17 protein-coding genes are annotated in these 18,653 nt (G+C 43.9%); 15 read left to right on the forward strand and 2 right to left on the reverse strand.

Annotated elements, in window-relative coordinates:
- The first annotated feature begins 4 nt into the window (after positions 1-4).
- From AC1DBT_RS02365 to AC1DBT_RS02375, 3 genes are all read left to right on the forward strand, one after another.
- Positions 5-2,611: an ATP-dependent helicase gene (locus AC1DBT_RS02365; RefSeq protein ID WP_480018418.1), complete on the forward strand. Its 2,607-nt coding sequence runs from the start codon at positions 5-7 to the stop codon at positions 2,609-2,611.
- Positions 2,612-2,713: 102 nt separating this feature from the next.
- Positions 2,714-3,415, forward strand: coding sequence for a 5'-methylthioadenosine/adenosylhomocysteine nucleosidase (locus AC1DBT_RS02370; protein WP_480018419.1), 702 nt, complete (start codon positions 2,714-2,716; stop codon positions 3,413-3,415).
- A gap of 84 nt (positions 3,416-3,499) precedes the next feature.
- Entirely contained in the window at positions 3,500-3,985 is a 486-nt protein-coding gene (locus tag AC1DBT_RS02375; protein WP_006302451.1) for an S-ribosylhomocysteine lyase, read from the forward strand.
- A gap of 151 nt (positions 3,986-4,136) precedes the next feature.
- Here AC1DBT_RS02375 and AC1DBT_RS02380 read toward each other — a convergent pair whose 3' ends face one another.
- Positions 4,137-5,006: a DegV family protein gene (locus AC1DBT_RS02380; protein ID WP_480018420.1), complete on the reverse strand. Its 870-nt coding sequence runs from the start codon at positions 5,004-5,006 to the stop codon at positions 4,137-4,139.
- A 261-nt stretch (positions 5,007-5,267) separates the two neighbouring features.
- Here AC1DBT_RS02380 and nhaA point away from each other — a divergent pair, with 261 nt between their 5' ends.
- The gene (nhaA, locus tag AC1DBT_RS02385) at positions 5,268-6,635 is read left to right on the forward strand and encodes a Na+/H+ antiporter NhaA (RefSeq protein ID WP_480018421.1); all 1,368 of its coding nucleotides are present in this window, start codon (positions 5,268-5,270) and stop codon (positions 6,633-6,635) included.
- A 44-nt stretch (positions 6,636-6,679) separates the two neighbouring features.
- Here nhaA and AC1DBT_RS02390 read toward each other — a convergent pair whose 3' ends face one another.
- Positions 6,680-6,985, reverse strand: coding sequence for a hypothetical protein (locus AC1DBT_RS02390; RefSeq protein ID WP_480018422.1), 306 nt, complete (start codon positions 6,983-6,985; stop codon positions 6,680-6,682).
- Positions 6,986-7,047: 62 nt separating this feature from the next.
- Between AC1DBT_RS02390 and AC1DBT_RS02395 the strand changes: the two genes are divergently transcribed.
- The 11 genes from AC1DBT_RS02395 to rsmI all read left to right on the forward strand — a co-directional run bounded on the left by AC1DBT_RS02395 (position 7,048) and on the right by rsmI (position 18,567).
- Positions 7,048-8,343, forward strand: coding sequence for an aspartate aminotransferase type Ic (locus AC1DBT_RS02395; protein ID WP_480018423.1), 1,296 nt, complete (start codon positions 7,048-7,050; stop codon positions 8,341-8,343).
- Positions 8,344-8,526: 183 nt separating this feature from the next.
- Positions 8,527-9,447: a tetratricopeptide repeat protein gene (locus tag AC1DBT_RS02400; protein WP_480018424.1), complete on the forward strand. Its 921-nt coding sequence runs from the start codon at positions 8,527-8,529 to the stop codon at positions 9,445-9,447.
- Positions 9,448-9,475: 28 nt separating this feature from the next.
- Positions 9,476-9,790, forward strand: coding sequence for an STAS domain-containing protein (locus AC1DBT_RS02405; protein WP_480018425.1), 315 nt, complete (start codon positions 9,476-9,478; stop codon positions 9,788-9,790).
- Positions 9,791-9,804: 14 nt separating this feature from the next.
- The gene (locus tag AC1DBT_RS02410; protein ID WP_480018426.1) at positions 9,805-10,578 is read left to right on the forward strand and encodes a Sec-independent protein translocase subunit TatA/TatB; all 774 of its coding nucleotides are present in this window, start codon (positions 9,805-9,807) and stop codon (positions 10,576-10,578) included.
- Complete coding sequence (gene tatC / locus AC1DBT_RS02415; RefSeq protein WP_480018427.1) at positions 10,569-11,348, forward strand: twin-arginine translocase subunit TatC; 780 nt, start codon at positions 10,569-10,571, stop codon at positions 11,346-11,348. The genes AC1DBT_RS02410 and tatC overlap by 10 nt, the downstream gene beginning before the upstream one ends.
- A gap of 50 nt (positions 11,349-11,398) precedes the next feature.
- A complete protein-coding gene (locus tag AC1DBT_RS02420) occupies positions 11,399-13,987 on the forward strand; it encodes a DNA topoisomerase I (protein ID WP_480018428.1) in 2,589 nt (862 codons plus the stop codon).
- Entirely contained in the window at positions 13,984-14,619 is a 636-nt protein-coding gene (gene tmk / locus AC1DBT_RS02425; RefSeq protein WP_480018429.1) for a dTMP kinase, read from the forward strand. Before AC1DBT_RS02420 ends, tmk begins: the two co-directional genes overlap by 4 nt.
- Before the next feature lie 129 nt (positions 14,620-14,748).
- Positions 14,749-15,885, forward strand: a complete 1,137-nt coding sequence (locus tag AC1DBT_RS02430; protein WP_480018430.1) for a DNA polymerase III subunit — start codon at positions 14,749-14,751, stop codon at positions 15,883-15,885.
- Positions 15,886-15,912: 27 nt separating this feature from the next.
- Entirely contained in the window at positions 15,913-16,335 is a 423-nt protein-coding gene (locus AC1DBT_RS02435; protein WP_061103218.1) for a 6-pyruvoyl trahydropterin synthase family protein, read from the forward strand.
- A 193-nt stretch (positions 16,336-16,528) separates the two neighbouring features.
- Positions 16,529-17,575, forward strand: a complete 1,047-nt coding sequence (locus AC1DBT_RS02440) for a glycoside hydrolase family 5 protein (protein ID WP_480018431.1) — start codon at positions 16,529-16,531, stop codon at positions 17,573-17,575.
- Positions 17,566-18,567: a 16S rRNA (cytidine(1402)-2'-O)-methyltransferase gene (gene rsmI, locus AC1DBT_RS02445; RefSeq protein ID WP_480018432.1), complete on the forward strand. Its 1,002-nt coding sequence runs from the start codon at positions 17,566-17,568 to the stop codon at positions 18,565-18,567. The genes AC1DBT_RS02440 and rsmI overlap by 10 nt, the downstream gene beginning before the upstream one ends.
- The last annotated feature ends 86 nt before the right edge of the window (positions 18,568-18,653 follow it).

An 18,653-nucleotide genomic window follows, 5' to 3' on the forward strand; every position in this document is an offset into this window, starting at 1 on the left:
GTGCATGGCGTTAGTTGCTCAAGATACATTGTTTTCCCCACAGGATTTTAATGCTGATATGTCCCATAGTCATCAAAGTGATAAACGTGACGCTTTGCCGCGCACGCGACAAAGTAGGGTAGATATAGATTCTCTTAATCCGCAACAAAAACAGGCCGTGTTGTGCACCCAGGGCCCTCTTTTGGTGCTTGCAGGAGCAGGTTCGGGCAAAACGCGTGTTTTAACGTATCGTATTGCATATCTTATTGAGGAACAAGGGGTAAGTCCTTGGTCTATTCTTGCAATTACCTTTACCAATAAAGCTGCAAAAGAAATGCGCGAGCGTATAGAAGCGCTGCTTCCTGGCAGAACGCAAGGCATGTGGGTGAGCACCTTTCATGCCATGTGCGTAAGAATTTTGCGCACGCACGCTGAGCGCTTGGGATATTCAAAAAATTTCACTATTTATGATACCGATGATACCAAACGCCTCATTAAGCATATTATGGGTGATTTAAATCTTGACCCCAAAAAATATGCGCCCAATGCCATTCGCGAACGTATTTCTCAGGCAAAAAACGCTGCTCAGACGCCTCAAGATATGGAGGAGACTGCTGGCGGATCTGCGCTGCTTGAAACCGCTGCAGAGGTTTATCGTATATTTGAGCAACGTCTGCGCACGGCAAATGCAATGGATTTTGACGATTTATTGGTCAAAACATATGAGCTGTTTTCTAAAAACCCCGATGTTTTGGAATACTATCAAAATATTTTTAAATATATCAGTGTTGATGAGTACCAAGACACCAACGCTGTTCAATATGCACTTACCAATTTGTTGGCACGCAAATATCAAAATTTAATGGTTGTAGGTGATGACGACCAATCCATTTATTCTTGGCGTGGAGCCGATATTACTAATATCTTGTCGTTTAGAAAAGACTATCCGCAGGCTCATGTGGTAAAGCTCGAACAAAACTATCGATCAACAGGCCATATCTTGCATGCTGCTAATGCGGTGGTCAAGCATAATTCAAGGCGCGAAGCAAAAGAACTGTTTACCAAAGCAGGCGATGGTCAAAAGGTTGAGGTGTTTCAGGCTTCTGATGAGCGCGATGAAGGTCGTTGGATTGGTGCCGAAATTGAGAAGCTCCATGACAGTGGGTGCGCGTATAGCGATATAGCAGTGTTTTATCGTATGAACGCGCAATCTCGTATTTTAGAAGATATGTTTTTACGTGCAGGCGTGCCATATAAAATTGTGGGTGGTACGCGATTCTTTGACCGCGCAGAAATCAGGGATGTGCTTGCATATCTTAAAGTTGTGGTTAATCCCTTTGATGATGTGAGCGTTTTGCGTATTATCAATACACCGCGCAGGGGTATTGGTACAACATCTATTGATAAAATACAGACGTATGCCAATGATCGAAACATCTCGTTTTTTGAGGCAGTATGTGCTTGTTGCGATGAAAAAGATCTTCTGAATGCACGTTTGCGCACCAAACTTTCTGAGTTTGTAGCGTGTATTCAAAAAGCTCAAACTATGCACGGCGATTTGTCGAAAGTTGTTTCGGCAATTTTGGACGAAACACATCTTGTTGAGGCACTTAAAAGCGAGGGCAGTGTTGAGGCCGAATCTCGAATCGAAAACATTCAAGAGTTTTTAAGCGTTGCTGCAGAATTTGAAGCATCGCACGACAATATGGAAGAAACTCTGATGAGTTTGCAAGACCTCGCCGAAGCAGGTTTAATTGATAGTCAACAGTTAGACGAGTTGGGTGTGTCCGCCTTGGATTCTCAAGCGGCGCCTGCTGTAAATTCTCGTCCATCTGCGCAGGTAAAAGACATTATAGCCGCTCATCAACAAGGCAACTCACAAACACTTGACACGGTTCAAGCGGCTGCTGTTGAACATACAGCCGATCAGGGTGCAGTTGATGCCAATTTAGCTGCATTTATCGAATGGCTTGCGCTGCGTTCAGATCTTGATACACTTTCTGGCCAAACAAGTGCTATTACTATGATGACGGTACACGCCGCTAAAGGTTTGGAATTTCCTGTGGTATTTGTTGCAGGTATGGAAGACGGCATTTTTCCTCACGTAGCCTTTGATAGAAGCGAATCATTAATCGAAGAAGAGCGCCGCCTTGCTTATGTTGCCATCACGCGCGCTCGTAAACGCTTGTTCTTAAGCTATGCAAGCGTAAGACATATGTTTGGCAGTACGCAAACTAACCCCAGAAGTCGCTTCTTAAACGAGATCCCCGAAGAAGACATACATGCAACAGGCGTTGGTTCGTCGGGCTTCACAGGTGTTGGTTGGGAAAAGCGTGGAGATCGGCACGGAACGTTTGGATCGGGTAGAGGCCAAGATGTCTATGGCGGACACGTTTTTGGTTCGTATACACGCTCTACGGGAACAAGCACGCAATCTCAAGCTACTGGCATACAAAAAGATAGTACGCATGCGCTTACGTCCTTTAAGCGCGGCGACCGTGTTTCTCACAAAACGTTTGGCATAGGTGTTGTAAGAAACGAAACACGCGATACCGTAGAAGTGTTTTTTGAAAAGACGGGTAAAACCAAGAAGCTCATGAAAGGTTTTGCGCCTTTGGTTAAGCTCGATTAAACGCGTGTCGCCTTAAAACGGGCAGTGTAGCATTTCTGTAAATGTACTATTTTCTGTAAAGCAAACTTAAACACGTTCCACGTATTTTGCGAAAGAGGTTATATGATTCAGACGTATGGCATTATTGGTGCTATGAAAGTTGAAACCGAACTTCTGGTAGAACATATGCAGCAGACGCGCCACACACGTTTTGCGTCTATGGACTTTTTTGAAGGCGTGTTATGCGGCAAGCACGTTGTTGTGGTTCAAAGTGGCATCGGCAAAGTAAATGCAGGTATTTGTGCCCAGATCCTGTGTAATATCTATCATGTGGACGCAATCATCAACACCGGCATTGCTGGCGCTTTGGATTTGCGCTTAATGGTTGGTGACGTTGTGGTTTCAACGGAGGTAGTGCACCACGATTTTGATGTAAGCAACTTGTCGTACCCCCTAGGACAAATTCCTGGTATGGATACGCTTGCCTTTAAGGCGTCTTATGAGCTTATAGACGCTGCAGATAAAGCCATATGTTCTGCTCGTCCAGATATACATTCTTACATGGGACGTATTGCGTCAGGAGATCAGTTTGTGCATACGCGTGCCCGAAAAACCGAGATTGTGCAAGAGTTTGGCGCGCTTTGTTGCGAAATGGAAGGTGCCGCAATTGGGCAGGTTTGCCATCTGAATCATATTCCCTTTGTTGTTATGCGCACCATTTCTGATAATGCTGATGAAGAATCGGGAGTTGATTATCCTAAGTTTGAAAAACAAACAGCGCATGATAACGCACGGATTATCGAGCACATGCTTGTAACGCTGTAAGGTAGTACCGTCAGTTATACGAGTTATGCTATATACAGTTTATGCGTGGCTTATGTTTTACGTAATGCAAATGAGGCGAGTTTGATGGAAAAGATTGCAAGTTTTACCGTTAATCACGAGCTTTTAGAGCCTGGTGTGTATGTGTCACGACGCGATACATATCCAAACACTTCGTATGAGGTAACTACCTTTGATATTCGCATGTGCGCGCCAAATCGTGAGCCTGTTATTGATACGGCGGCTTTGCACGCGCTGGAACATATGGGGGCCACGTATCTGCGCAATAACAAAGCATGGGCGTCACGTGTTTTATATTTTGGTCCTATGGGCTGCAGAACAGGTTTTTACCTTTTATTGTTTGGCTCATATCAAACGCAAGATGTTATTGACCTGTTGTGCGAGTTGTTTTCAAGTATGGCTACACATGAGGGTACAGTTCCAGGGGCTTTACCCAAAGAATGTGGTAACTGGCATGATAGTGATTTGCCTATGGCAAAATGGTGGGCAAAGCGTTTTCTTGAGCAAACGTTGCTTCACATAGATAACGCGCACATGAATTATCCTGCGTAAGCATCTGAGAATCTACATCATTCATATAAGACGAAGCTTAATAAAAATACCCTCAAATGGATCATTTGAGGGTAAAATTTAATCTTTGCTGTATGAGCGGTATTAGAGGCAAAAATCAATTGTTTTATGCCACCGATTTACGCGCAGTCTTTTAGTTATCGAGCACTTTTTGAATGCCCAAGCCAATTAAATCGGGACCGGTATGAACAAGCAGCTCAGGGGTTATATCTGCATGTTCAATACCTGCTAAATCTTTAATATCGGCACGCAACCGCTTATTAAAGTGCTCAAAAAGTTCTCTGTTTTTCTCGGTTGTACAAATTGCTATACGAACCTTACCCCAGCGGTCTGCGTGATCTTCTACCAGCGCAGCAAGCGTATCGAGTGCTTTATCCCATCCGCGCGCCTTTTTCTTGATGGCATATGCGCCGCTCTCGTCGCAGGTAAGAATCGGCTTGATGTTTAATACCTTGCTGATGTTATAAATTGCAGCATTGATTCGTCCGCCTTTATAGACATAATCAAGTGTTTTGGCACAGAAAAATACACGTGAATGATCTATGTACGCTTCAATTTTTTCTTCAAGCGCTTCAAATGGTGTTCCTTGCTCGATGAGTTCTACTGCGCGCTCTACTACCATGCCCGATACCATACCTACGAGGCGAGTATCAATAACAAGCGTAGGAAAGTCGCTCATTTGATCGGCAACCATGCGCACAGTCTCATAGGTTGCAGAAAGTTTGCTTGCAATCGTAAAAATTACTGCTTTGGTATAGCCTGCCTCACGCGCGCTCACAAGAGCTCTGTGTATTCTATCGGGCGAAGGTAGAGATGTGGTAGGAATTTCTTTATCTAAGCGCGCAAGAATTTCTGATGAAGAAATATCCACGCAGCTCTCATAAGTTGAACCGTCTGAATAGGTAATGCGCTGTGGCACCACTATAATATCGTGTGCACGTACGAATGACTCGGCAACGTCAGAGCCAGAATCTACTATACATGCAATATGTTGATTATTCATGCATCCTCCAGTTGAGGCTAAATTATCTTTACGGGTATTTTCTCATGAATTTGATAGTTTTCTACCAAATTGCACGGTAATTCAATAACTATAAGTATACTATGTAAACAAAAAATAAACTCATCAAATAAATCCTATGTTTTAACCTTGGCATGTATCAATTTTAGAGCTGTAACGTCAACTGTTTGATAGTATATATGCATACATTGTCGGGTATTTATACGGTACCTCAATATAAAAGTTTAGGAGTAAGTGCACATTATGAAACAGCGTATATTCACCACTATTAAAGAGCCTTCGGTTATTGCACGCGTTATCAAGCGCACGCCGTTTGAGGCTCTCAGCTCAGACGGTACCCTTGCCGCGGCCGTTATGGTTGCAGCTGCTCTGTGTGCAGTTATTGTTGCCAATACCCCGTTATATGCCAGCGTTCATCATGCGTTTACTCAAAGCTTGGGAATTTGGATTGCCAATTTTTATGTGTCCATGACATTTGAAGCTTTCATTAACGACTTTTTAATGGCCATTTTCTTTTTACTTGTTGGTATAGAACTAAAATACGAAATGGTTGTAGGACAGCTTAGACGGCCTCGTCAGGCTCTTTTACCTATGCTTGCAGCGGTTGGGGGAGTGTGCGTCCCAGCGCTTATCTACACTGCGTTTAACTGGGGAAAAAGCGTCCACGGATGGGCAATTCCTATTGCTACCGATATTGCATTTGCCCTTGGTGTTATGTCGCTTTTGGGTAAGCGCGTGGCTCCTCAGACCAAAGTCTTTTTCCAAACACTTGCTATTGCCGATGACTTATTGGCAATTGTGGTGCTTGCCTTGTTCTATGGGCAAAGTTTAGACGTGGTTTGGTGCGCTGCCACTTTAGGAGTTATGCTTTGTTTGGCGCTTCTTCATCGCGCAAAAATATTTTCTGCAAAGCCATATCTTATAGTAGGCTTTGTTCTTTGGGTTTGTATGTATAATTCTGGCGTTCACCCTACGCTTGCAGGCGTAATTTTGGCATTTTTCTTACCAGTTAAAAGTGATATCCGTCTTTCACATTTGCATAGTTGGCTTAGTCATCAAACAAACATGCTTGATGAGCACCTTGATACGGATGTGCATATTTTAGGACAGCACGACGTAAGTTACGATGCTCAGCGCATTGAACGCATTATGCACCATGTAACGCCTCCGCTTGAGCGTGTTGAAGGCTATATTTCTGTTTTAGTTAACTTTGTAATTTTGCCGATATTTGCATTTACGAATGCTCAGATTTGTTTAACTGGAACTAATTTTTCTACGCTTGCAAGTGATCCTGTTGTCCAAGGTGTATTCTTGGGGGCAACACTTGGAAAACCAATAGGTATCATATCGGTTACGTTTGTACTGGTTAAAATTGGTTTTGCTAAGCTGCCTAAGCATGTTGACTGGATTCAGATTATTGCAGTGGGCATCATGGGAGCTCTTGGCTTTACGATGTCAATTTTGATTTCTGGTTTGGCATTTGATGTACCACAAGAAATTATGGCGGCTAAATTTGCCATCCTGATGGGTTCATGTGTTGCAAGTATCGTGGGTATTTTGTTTGTGTTTGTTGCACAGGCCATAAAGGCAGACGCGCGCGCGAAAGTTTAGAGAAAACTATTTGAGATTTTTATTTGGTATCTATGGGTTGCGTTTTATTCAACGCACCCGTAGACATATCCCCAGCCATGAGCAGTAATAATTGAATTTAAGTGATCGCATAATACGCTGCGTTTATACGAGCCTCCAGGGAGGAGCTCGATGATTTCGCGTAAGTCAGCGCTTAAATCATCAATTTCTGCACGCATTTCAACATCAATTTTAGTCACAGAACCAGAAGGCTTGTGTGCGTATAATGCATCTACAAGCTTTTGTAGCTCGCCATATTCGGCGGCTCGCGCGCTGCCGCGCCTGTAAACTGCAGGATTGCAGCTATGTTGTGGAACGGTAATCTTTTTCATGAGTTCATGGTAACAAGCAAAAGGGGTTATACTTAAAAAAATGACCTGAAGGGATAAAAACCATGACTTGTACATATGAAACTATGACTTCAGACGAGCTCAAGAGCGAGATTTCTGCGCTTTCGCTTCAGCTTAAGAAGTACAAAGCAATGAATCTTTCGCTTGATATGTCACGAGGAAAGCCGTCACGTGCGCAAATAGAACTTTCTCGTCCGCTGCTTGATGTAATTAACTCACAAACTCCCTTGGTAGACGGTGACGCGATTGTTGATAATTACGGCTCGCCCGATGGTTTGCCATCAACAAGAAATTTAGTGAGCAAATTGTTAGATGTTCCGCAGAAAAATGTTATTGTGTCGGGATCGTCGAGCTTAAATCTTATGCACGATTTGATTGTCTATGCGTTTACCCATGGTATAAGCGGTCAAGATCCTTTTTATAAGCAGGGGAAAATCACGTGGCTTTGTCCTGCTCCAGGTTACGACAGGCATTTTACTATTACCGAAAAACTTGGCTTTATCAATAAAGTTATTCCTATGAATGACGAAGGCCCCGATGTTGCCATGATTCGCGAACTTGTTGAACATGACCCGTCTGTAAAAGGCATATGGTGCAATCCTAAGTACTCTAACCCAACGGGAGTAACCTATTCTGACGAAGTTGTACGCAGCTTAGCGCAGCTTAAGCCTGCCGCGCCTGATTTTCGTATCTACTGGGATAATGCGTATGCGTTTCATTGCTTTAAGCAGCCCGATGTTAAGCTTCTTAACATTTTTGATGCGCTTTGTGAGGCACACGCGCAAAATTTGGTGTATGAGTTTGGTTCGTTTGCAAAAATCACTTTTCCAAGTTCGGCTATTGCATATGTATGTGCGTCTGACGATGATATTGCAACTATTCATGATGCATTCTTGGAAGAACGCGTAAGCTCCGAGAAATTAAGTCAGCTTGCTCATGCGCTCTATTTTAAGACGCCTCAAGATGTATATGACCATATGCAAAAGCACGCAAACATTATTGCACCAAGATTTGCCCTTGTAGAAGAAAAACTTTCTGCTCATCTAGGAAATCTTGGCATTGCTACGTGGTCTCATCCGCGCGGCGGCTATTTTGTTTCGTTTGATGTTATGCACGGGTGTGCAAAAAAGATTGTGTCATGTATGAAAGAGCTTGGCGTTACGCTTACCACCTGTGGCGCAACGTATCCCTATGGTAAAGATCCTCTTGATAGCAATATTCGTCTTGCGCCAACGTACCCTGCGCTTGAAGACTTAAGTTGTGCGCTGGATATCTTATGCGTGGTGACAAAATTTGTATGTGCTCAACACATTCAAGAAGAGAATAGTTGCGTTTCTTAATTTCAGTTTAATTAAGGATGCATAAGTTTGTCTCACATACAAAGAAACTATGAGTTATAGTCATATGTATATGTCTGCGTAACGTGTATGTTTTTGCAGCACATTTCTTAGACTTTTTCGTTTGATACGCACGTATCTAATACTTAAACGAATGTTACCTTTATTGTACGAAAGGTTTTTGTTATGACGCATATGAGCTCAAACGCAACGCATAAACGAGCAGCGGGAATGAAATTAGCTGCTTCGCATAGGCGTCAACAGCATGCTCAAAAGTTGCAGGAAGAACAGGATAAACGCCGTCCTAAAAGTCCTGAACAACAAGCAAAAGATCGCAAGAAGAAATGGTTTGAGGTAGGCGTTGTTGTCTTTGGTATTCTTATGGCGTTGGGTATGATGCTGCCGTCATTAGCGCCTATTTTTTCGCATCAGGCACAGCAACAATCAGAAAAAGAAGCTCAAGATCAGGCAAAAAAGAGTAAAGAGAAAGATGCCGATACAAGCAGTAACACCTCTGATACTTCGTCGTCTTCATCGACGTCTTCTGCTCAAGACGAATTTAGTGCGTTGATTGATAAATATGAAGCGCGTCTTAAAAAAGATGATCATGATTTAGCAGCCCTACTTAACTTGGGAAACGCCTATTTTGCGCGTGGACAAGTAGCACTTGGTAAAGCGCAAAGTGATTCGGATAAACAAACAGTGGCGCAATTTTTTGCTAAAGCGCAATCGAATTTTGATGCTTATCTTGCGCTTAAAGACTCTAAAGCAGTGCGCGTAAACAAGGCGATGTGTGCCTTCTATCAAGGCGACGCTGCATCTGCTCAGCAGCAAATTCAAAGCATACTCGATCAAGGAGATTATGCGCCTGCATGGGTTAATCTAGGTATTATATACGAGTTACAGGGCAAAAAGGATGAAGCACAATCTGCATTCCAAAAAGCAAAGGATACAGACGAACATAATGAGTATGGCATTGCTTCGTTGGCAGATATGCATCTTATGCGTCTAAAACAACAAGAAGCTCAGTCTCAGCAGCAGTCGCAAGGCTCGTCTTCAACTGACAACAGCCAAGATCTTGCCGATAAACTAAACTCTAACCAATAGGCAAAATCTACGCAGATAAGGGGTGAACATGTCACTTTCTATTACATATAAACATGAAGACACGCAAGGTATGGTAAGCGTTTCTGGTGAAGTTGACGTATCGTGTGCCGATGAATTGCGTTCTAAATTGCAAGAAGCGCTTTCCGATAACATTAAACAGCTCATTATAGATATAGAGCATATGAGCTACATTGATTCAACCGGTATTGGTGTATTGGTTGGCATGGCTCATCAAGCAACAACATGTGGTGTAAATACGCAAGTTATTCATCCACAGCGTAATGTGCTTCGTATACTTTCTATGCTTGGCGTATGTGAAGAGCTGGGCATTTCTCAATCATAAGCAAGGAGGCTTTTGTGTTTGGAATTAGCGAAACAGAGCTTGCCCTTATTGCGTTATTTGGTTTTTTGCTGTTTGGGCCCGATAAACTTCCAGGTATGGGAAGAACTATCGGTCGTGTGCTTAAACAGTTTAGACAAGCGCAGGAAGACTTTAACGAAGTTGTACAAACTGAAGTTATAAATCCTATGAACGATGCTGTTAACGGTACTGCAAACGATGGTGCGGCTCAAAAGAAAGCGCAAGGTTTGCATGATGCGCTCTCCGATGACGCTGATATTGCAGATGACGCGGATGAAGCATCTTCGGAGCCTGTTGTGCGAAAAGAATCGTTTGCCGAGCGTCGTGCACGTTTGGAAAAAGAAAAGCAGGAACGCGAAAAGCGCGCACAGGAAAAGCTCGAGCGCGCACAGCATGAACAGCTCGATACACTTTCAAACACACATACCGAGCAAAAAAAGCCTGCTCAAAGCGGTGCTCAGTCCTCAAAATCCGAGGATAACCAAGCTGATGAAGAAAACGGTTCCTGCGATACGGCACAAGATGTAGCTGCAGAAAAAGCTGGTGAGCAATCAGCTGTAGATGCGTCAGCTGCGCCTAACCCTTTAAGCGCACAGGCGCTTTATGCACTTAAACCAAAACAAAGGCTTGCGCAAACTGCAGAGGCGCGCGATCATTATGAGCCTGAACTTGCGCAAGATGCTGACCGTGGTGTTTGTAAAAAACCTGAGTCTACATCCGCACCTGCATGTGAAGTCACAACACAGAAGGAGGAACCCTCATGCCAGTAGGTCCTGCTCGTATGCCCTTACTTGATCATTTGGGCGAACTCCGCAGGCGTCTTACCATTATCGTAGTATCTGTTGTGGTAACCGCCCTTATTGTATATGCTGCAACGCCTGTGCTTATAGATTTTCTTATGGATCCTATCCGTGCTTCGTTGCCCGAAGGCTCTCATTTGATGGTACTTACGGTGCTTGGTGGCTTTACTATTCGTTTTAAGGTTGCTATTTTCTTTGGCATTATTATTGCAGCTCCTATTATTATTTGGGAGATGCTTGGATTTTGTCTACCTGCGCTTAAGCCAAGCGAGCAAAAATGGGTTATTCCAACGGTTGCTGCTATGGTGTTTTTGTTTTTGTTTGGTATGGCGTTTTGCTACATTGTTATACAACAGGCAGCTATCGGTTGGATGATTGACCAAATTACCGACTTTGCAACTGTTGCACCCGATGCCGAAGACTATCTTAATATTATTATGCTTTTGGAGATTGGCTTTGGATTTGCATTTCAGTTGCCACTCGTAATTTTTTACCTGTCAATTTTCCATTTGGTTCCCTATAAAGTTTTCAGGCAACAATGGCGTTTCATTTACGTTGGATTGCTTATTATTTCTAGCGTTGTTACGCCTGATGCATCGCCGGTTACTATGATTTTGATGTTTGCCGCATTAGTTGCTCTCTACGAGATTGCTTTAACAATTGCACGCTATGTTCTTATTGCGCGTCATGGCAAAGCATCACTTTCGTGGACGCGTGAAGAATACAGTGAACACCTCTAGCACATCTAGCAGGAAAACTCTGATACTAATACTGAGTATGAGGAGGCATTTTGAAACTTATCGTTACCGAGAAAAATGACGCTGCACAACAGATAGCACGCTTGTTGTCAAAGGCGGGCAAGCCGGTTGTAGATAAAGTTTACGATACACCTGTTTATCGTTTTAAGCATGACGGTACCGATTGCGTGACCATTGGACTTCGTGGCCACATCATGGCTCCCGATTTTCCTCACGAATTACACTATAAAAAATCAACGGGATGGTATGCGCTTACCGAGGATGGCGAGATTCTTTCTGCTCATCTGCCAAAAGAGTTGGCGTGCCCTCCGTTTGAATCTAAACGCAAACCCTACTTAAGCGACGGTATTGATATTAAGGGCTGGAAAGTTCCTAGTTTGCCGTATTTGATATGGTCACCCATAGAAAAGCTTCCTGCCGAAAAAGGTATTATCCGAGCGCTTAAAAACTTGGCAAAAAAAGCAGATACTATCATTATTGCAACAGACTTTGACCGCGAAGGTGAGCTTATTGGATCTGATGCGCTCCATCAGATGCAGCAAGTTGCTGTGGACGTGCCGGTTTTTCGTGCGCGGTATTCTGCTTTTACTCAGGCCGAAATTGACCATGCGTTTGAGCATTTGGTTAAGCTCGACCAAAACCTGGCGGATGCAGGCGAAAGCCGTCAGTATATTGACCTTATCTGGGGTGCTGTTCTTACGCGCTATCTTACGATGGCAAAATTCAGTGGATTGGGTAACGTTCGCTCGGCTGGTCGCGTGCAAACGCCTACGCTTGCGTTAGTGGTAGAAAAAGAGCGCGAGCGCAACGCCTTTATCCCCGAAGACTATTGGGTTATTTCGGGCATGTTGTCTGTAACGCCTGACGCAAGCGCAGACGAAAAATTTAAGACAACGCATGCTATAGCTCGTTTTAAGGATAAAGAACAGGCAACTGCAGCGTTTAATCGGGTGCGTAGCGCACGTTCGGCAATTGTTGAGGAAATCGAAGAAAAATCGCGTACAACGCGGCCTCCAGCGCCTTTTAATACCACGTCTTTACAAGCGGCAGCCGCCGCTGAGGGTATAACTCCAGCGCGTACGATGCGTCTTGCTGAGTCGCTGTATATGGAGGGTCTGATTTCGTATCCGCGTGTAGATAACACGGTATACCCCTCCTCGCTTAATCTTCGCGCATGCGTTAAAAATCTAGCGCAAGTACCTCAGTATCGTTCGTATTGTAATGAGCTGTTATCGCAAGAAAAGCTTACGCCAACACGAGGAAAGCAACAAACTACCGACCATCCTCCCATTTATCCAACCGCCGCTGCTGATTCTACAAAATTAGATGCCGCAGCGTGGAAACTTTACAACTTAATTGCGCGGCGCTTCCTCGCCACGCTTTCTGCGCCTTCGGTAGCACAAAATACCAAGCTTAAGCTTAACATTGCCGATGAGCCCTTTGTTTCTTCGGGAACCGTTATTACCACTCTTGGATTTAGAGCAATATATCCGTATGGACTTCATAAAGACGAGCAATTACCTGCAGTTTCGCAAGGTGATGTTTTGTCGGTTCATGATATGAATATGGATGCCAAGCAAACAGAACCTCCTGCGCGTTACAGCCAAGGTCGTCTTATTCAGGAAATGGAAAAGCACGGCTTGGGCACTAAGTCAACGCGTGCTTCTATTATTCAGCGCTTGTATGACGTTAAATATCTAAAAGGCGATCCTGTTGAAGCAAGCCAGCTTGGTTGTGCGGTTATTGATGCGCTTACTCAATACGCGCCACATATTACCAGCTCAAATATGACTTCTGAACTTGAAGAAGACATGACGAGCGTTGCAGAAGGAGCCTCAACGCAAGAGCACGTTGTTGATCACTCGCGCGCTTTGTTGGCGTCTGTTATGGGTACGCTGATTGATCATGTTCAAGACTTAGGCGATGCAATATCTGACGCAGTTACAGCCGATGCTAAGGTTGGTGTTTGTCCAGAGTGCGGTAAAGACCTTGTAATGAAAAGCTCTGCAAAGACGCGCTCAAATTTTGTTGGATGTGTTGGATGGCCCGATTGCAATGTAACGTATCCTGTGCCTACTGGGCGCATTGAAGCGCTTGAAGGCGAAAAGAGCAGGTGCGAAACGTGCAAAGCACCTCGTGTAAAAGTTCATCCCTTTAGGCAACGTGCGTTTGAAATTTGTATTAATCCTGCATGTCCAAGCAACCTAGAGCCCGATATAGTTGTTGGCGTTTGCCAAACGTGTGCACAAGCAGACAAAGATTGCAAGCTTATTGCGCATAAAAGCGAAAAAACGGCCAAGCGTTTTATTCGTTGCGAAAATTATGATGAATGTCAGACAAGCTATCCTTTGCCTCAACGCGGTGCGCTCACAGCTACACAACAGACATGCCCCGAATGTGGCGCACCTATTGTAGAAGTGCAAACGCAGCGCGGACCTTGGAAGATTTGCGTGAATATGAATTGTCCACTTAAGAAAAATGCTGCAGCAAAGAAAACGTCTTCACGTAAAGCATCTTCACGTAAGACGTCTGCACGTAAAAAGACAACTACCAAGCGCACAACAAGCACTGCTCGCAAAAAAGCATCTTCTGCACGTTCAACTCAAAAGAGTTCATCATGAGTGCATCGGGTTTATTTATAACACTTGAAGGTGTGGATGGTTGTGGTAAGTCTACGCAAATTCAGCTTCTAAGATCGTGTTTTGAGCAGGCTTCTTGTAAGGTATTATGTTTGCGCGAACCTGGTGGCACGTCTATTTCTGAAGCAATACGAGCTCTTGTGTTAGACCCTGCGCATACGTCTATGTCTTCTGAATGCGAACTGCTTTTGTATGAAGCTGCACGCGCGCAGCTTGTTCATGAGGTTATTAAGCCTGCTTTAGCGCAAGGTTGTATAGTTTTATGTGATAGATATTTTGATTCAACTTATGCATATCAATATGGCGGCCGCAAGTTGGCAGAAGATATGGTGCTTCGGGCAAATGACCTTGGTTCGTGTGGCATTGTTCCGCATAAAACATATGTGCTTGACGTAGATGTTGCTTGTGCATATGCGCGTGCTACTAAAACGAGTGTTGACAGGCTTGAGCAGGAAGGGCTTGCCTTCCAACAAGACGTTCAAAAAGCGTATAAAAAGCTTGCTCGTCTTCAGTCACAACGGGTTACGCTTATTTCGGGAGAAGGGACACCGCAAGAAGTGTTCTCAAGGCTTTATGCTGATATACGCAAAACCTTTCCTCAGCTGTCCCTTTAGTTTTGTCACTCTTTCTACGAGCTTTGTGTAAAATGCACGTTCAAAAGATATGCCCATTGATGGTTTGTATGATAAGTACAGGTAACGTATGGCATATACGTTTTAATTTTGAATATGAGGTGAACATACGTGAGCGCTTTTGATATAACTTCGGAAAATCTTCTTGGTGTTTTGGCACTTCAAACCCATGTATGTTCTTTTTTTAAGCAAGCATATGCCCAAAAACAACTTTCTCATGCCTATCTCTTTATTGGCAATTATGGATTAGGAATTTCTGAAGCTCTTGATGAATTGGCAAAAATGCTTCTTTGTCCACATGGCGGCGATGAGTGTGCTTGCTGCAGACGCATTATGCATAAAAGTCATCCTGATGTGCATCAATTTTATCCTCAAGGTGCACAAGGCTATGTTGTTGAGCAGATCCACGATCTTCTTGACGTTGTGCATCGTGCGCCTATTCAGGCAAAACGTAAGCTTATCGTGATTCACGAAGCGCAATCCTTAGGCGCGTCTTGTGCCAATGCTTTGCTTAAAACGCTTGAAGAGCCTCCAGCTTCGGTATACTTTGTTTTGGTAAGCACATCCGCAGCGCAGGTGTTGCAAACGATATCATCTCGTTGTCAACATATTCCGTTTACGTTCATAAATCAAGCTCAAGCAGCAAAATTGGTTCAACAGGCGGCAGGGTCAACACCCGAACAAGCACGATGGGCCTTGTATATTAAACAAAGTCCAAAGGCGGCTATAGATTTTTTGCGTTCGTCTTCAAAAATGAATATACGAAGCAAGATTATGCATATGTTTGCGATCATGCCTGATGCAGATAGCTGGGATCTTATTGAGCTGGCCGATGAGTTATGTGTGCTCATTCAAATTCCTCTTGATCAAAAAACTGATGAGCAACAAGCCGATCTTGAACGTTCGCAAGACTTTTTATCAGCAGGCGCGCGTAAAAAGATGCAAGCAGCACACAAACGCCAGCTTAGTCGCGCACAGCAGATATCGGTAGAAGAGATCATAGATATAAGTGCCTCTTTGTTACGAGATGCTATGTTTTTCAGCGAAGGTTCGCACGCAGAAATTATGAATCAGGATGCTGTGAATATATGCGATTGTCTTGCAGCGCGCGCCTCAACTGATGCTATGTTGGCGGCTCTTACCTGTGTCGATCATGCAAAACAACAAATGCGAGCTCATGTGTCTGCGCAGTTGGTACTTGAAGCGTTCTTTTTGAACGTGCATCGTGCGCTTATTGCTGGTAGATAATGCGCAAAGGATAGAGGGGAAACTTATATGGGATTTAGTTTAAAAACTCAAAGTTATTTTAATGCTGCCCATTTTTTAACAAATTATAAGGGAAAATGCGAAAATCTGCACGGGCACCGTTGGCAAGTAATTGTGTACCTCTATAAAGAGAATCTTTCATCTCAAGGTGAAGACAAAGATATGCTTATAGATTTTGGTGAGTTTAAGCAAATTGTTCGCGCGGAAGTTAAAAAATTTGACCACACCTTTATTGTTGAAGAAAATTCTTTACGCCCCGAAACGGTTCGTGCACTTGAACAAGAAACTTTTACGCTTACGTTTGTACCGTTTAGAACAACTTCAGAAAATTTTGCGCGATACTTTTATCAACGTTTTTGCGCGCTTGGTCTTCCTGTTGTACGTGTTGAGGTTGATGAAACGCCTCATAACTGTGCCATATATGAAGCGTAAACAAGCAATTTAGCTAAATGTATGCGTATACTCGTATGGGAAGAAGTGCGCTTTTTGCGTGTATACAAAATGTATAAATTAGGCAAAAAAATACTTATCATTTTTCATGTTTGTCTAACCTTCGGGGGATTTTTTGGTACACTTACCATAAGCAGCCAAACACGTTAGGCTGTACGATCGCAAAAGGACGCCGATGTCTGATATTGCATTACATGGGGTAAATCTGTCAGGTTGGTTAAAGCTCGAGCCATGGATTACGCCTGAGTATTTTGCGCAAGCGCAAGTCCTTGATGAATGCGCTATGGTTAAATCGATGAGCAAACAAACCTACGCTGACCTCATTCAATATCATCGATCAACGTTTATAGGCGAAATTGATTTCAAAAATATTGCTGCCCGCGGTTTTAATGCCGTGCGTTTGTGTGTTCCTTTTTATGTGTTTGGCGACGCAGGTCCTTTTACCTCTCAATTTATAGGCTGTGCCGATTATGTAGATCAGGCTTTTGATTGGGCGGACGAAATTGGCTTAAAAATTGTTTTGGTGCTTGATATAAACCCTGGTAATGAGGGTGAGCTTTCTGAACACCTGCCAGAATTTTCTTCGTTTAATGTCTATAAAAACGATGCACTTAAAACATTAAGCGCGCTTGCAAAACGCTATGCGTATCGCGCTGCGCTTGCTGGTTTTGAACTTGCGGCGCACCCTCGTATACAAAAAACTTTTGCGTTTAAGCGTCAAAGCGGTATACCTGCTCATTTGTTGCGCAATTATTATCGTGAAGGCTACGAAATTATTCGTTCGCTTGCTGGTGATGATGTGCTGGTTATTATGCCCGATGCGCACGAGCCTCATATGTGGCGCTCGTTTATGGCGTCTGGAAATTACAAACACACCATGCTTGACATACATCTCGATCATTTTGATGAGTATTTTGAAATGCGTGGCGCGCTTACAACGCAAACATTGCTAGCGGCTTCAAAGAATTATTTACACGCGGCGCAAAAAAACGGTTTCAAAATTATGGTGGGTACCTGGTGCTCGGCACTTCCTGGGCTGGATAGCGCCATGACGCCCGAAGGTCATATTGCGCAAGAGCGCATTTATATGTCCGATCAGCTTGATTTATACCGCGGCTGTGATGCGTGGTTCTTCCAAACATGGAAAACGCAGGGTAGGCTTTCGGGCTGGGATGCCCGTCATGCATTCTCTTCGTTTGAAAGAAGAATGATATGCGCCTAAAGCCTCAAGACGATTCTTCAAAGCTTGCCTCGCAGAGCGCGTTGCAGGATGCTTCATGTGAGACGTCTTTATCGGTAGAATTGAGCACGCACGCGCCATCCGCCTTATCTCAGCAGACAAAAGCAGGATATGTATCGCTTGTTGGAACCCCTATTGGCAATTTATCCGATATGTCACCGCGTGCGATATCGGTGCTTAAACATGCTGATGTGCTGCTTTGCGAAGACACGCGTGTTACATCCAAGCTTCTTAACCACTTTGATATTCACACCAAGCTTATCCGTGCCGATGAGAACGTTTTACCCGAAAAAATTCCTGCAATTCTTACGCGTCTTGCAGCTGGCGAACACATTGCTTTAGTTTCAGACGCAGGGATGCCTGGGGTATCAGACCCAGGTCAGGTTTTAGCTGACGCGGCACTTAATGCAAACTATCGTGTTGAGGTGATTCCTGGTCCTTCCGCGGTGTTAAGTGCTCTTGCGGCGTCGGGTTTCGCAATGAGTAATTTTTATTTTGAAGGCTTTTTACCTCGTAAAACAAGCGCGCTTCGCAAACGTTTGCACGTGCTTGCGCGTATTCCTGCAACGCTTGTTATCTATGAATCGCCTCATCGTGTGCTTCAAACACTTCAAGAGTTGGTAGGGGAGTTTGCTCATGTACGTTGCGCGCTGGTTCGTGAGCTTACCAAAATTCACGAAGATTGTATGCGTGATACTATTGAGGATCTTATAGTGCGCCTGCAAGCAGCTGAACACGTGCGGCCGCTCCGCGGTGAATGTGTGTTGGTTGTAGAATGTACGCCCGAGCGTGCGCGTGAGTGTTTGGATAATTTGGAACGCATGGACACGCATGTTGCGCGTACGTTGGAGGATGCTATTGCCGAAGGATTGCAACATCATATAAGCCCATCGGCGTTAGCAAAACAGCTGGCACATGAATTTGATATTTCTAAATCGAGTGTTTACAATAAAATAATTGCAATATCCATGTAAGTTTGTCGTAATTTACATGCTCAAACGTATAATAAATATGCTTTTAGGTTGTTGCGGCGGCCATGCGTTGCACATAAAAGCATAGA

The sequence above is a fragment of the Fannyhessea sp. C0108B2 genome (assembly GCF_056583915.1).

Bases quoted from the DNA above. Each gene is read 5' to 3' on its own strand.
- AC1DBT_RS02395 (WP_480018423.1), top strand. From the start codon at position 7,048: ATGACTTGTACATATGAAACTATGACTTCAGACGAGCTCAAGAGCGAG.
- tmk (WP_480018429.1), top strand. From the start codon at position 13,984: ATGAGTGCATCGGGTTTATTTATAACACTTGAAGGTGTGGATGGTTGT.
- AC1DBT_RS02365 (WP_480018418.1), top strand. From the start codon at position 5: ATGGCGTTAGTTGCTCAAGATACATTGTTTTCCCCACAGGATTTTAAT.
- rsmI (WP_480018432.1), top strand. From the start codon at position 17,566: ATGCGCCTAAAGCCTCAAGACGATTCTTCAAAGCTTGCCTCGCAGAGC.
- AC1DBT_RS02370 (WP_480018419.1), top strand. From the start codon at position 2,714: ATGATTCAGACGTATGGCATTATTGGTGCTATGAAAGTTGAAACCGAA.
- AC1DBT_RS02375 (WP_006302451.1), top strand. From the start codon at position 3,500: ATGGAAAAGATTGCAAGTTTTACCGTTAATCACGAGCTTTTAGAGCCT.
- tatC (WP_480018427.1), top strand. From the start codon at position 10,569: ATGCCAGTAGGTCCTGCTCGTATGCCCTTACTTGATCATTTGGGCGAA.
- nhaA (WP_480018421.1), top strand. From the start codon at position 5,268: ATGAAACAGCGTATATTCACCACTATTAAAGAGCCTTCGGTTATTGCA.
- AC1DBT_RS02435 (WP_061103218.1), top strand. From the start codon at position 15,913: ATGGGATTTAGTTTAAAAACTCAAAGTTATTTTAATGCTGCCCATTTT.
- AC1DBT_RS02380 (WP_480018420.1), bottom strand. From the start codon at position 5,006: ATGAATAATCAACATATTGCATGTATAGTAGATTCTGGCTCTGACGTT.
- AC1DBT_RS02390 (WP_480018422.1), bottom strand. From the start codon at position 6,985: ATGAAAAAGATTACCGTTCCACAACATAGCTGCAATCCTGCAGTTTAC.
- AC1DBT_RS02405 (WP_480018425.1), top strand. From the start codon at position 9,476: ATGTCACTTTCTATTACATATAAACATGAAGACACGCAAGGTATGGTA.
- AC1DBT_RS02440 (WP_480018431.1), top strand. From the start codon at position 16,529: ATGTCTGATATTGCATTACATGGGGTAAATCTGTCAGGTTGGTTAAAG.
- AC1DBT_RS02400 (WP_480018424.1), top strand. From the start codon at position 8,527: ATGACGCATATGAGCTCAAACGCAACGCATAAACGAGCAGCGGGAATG.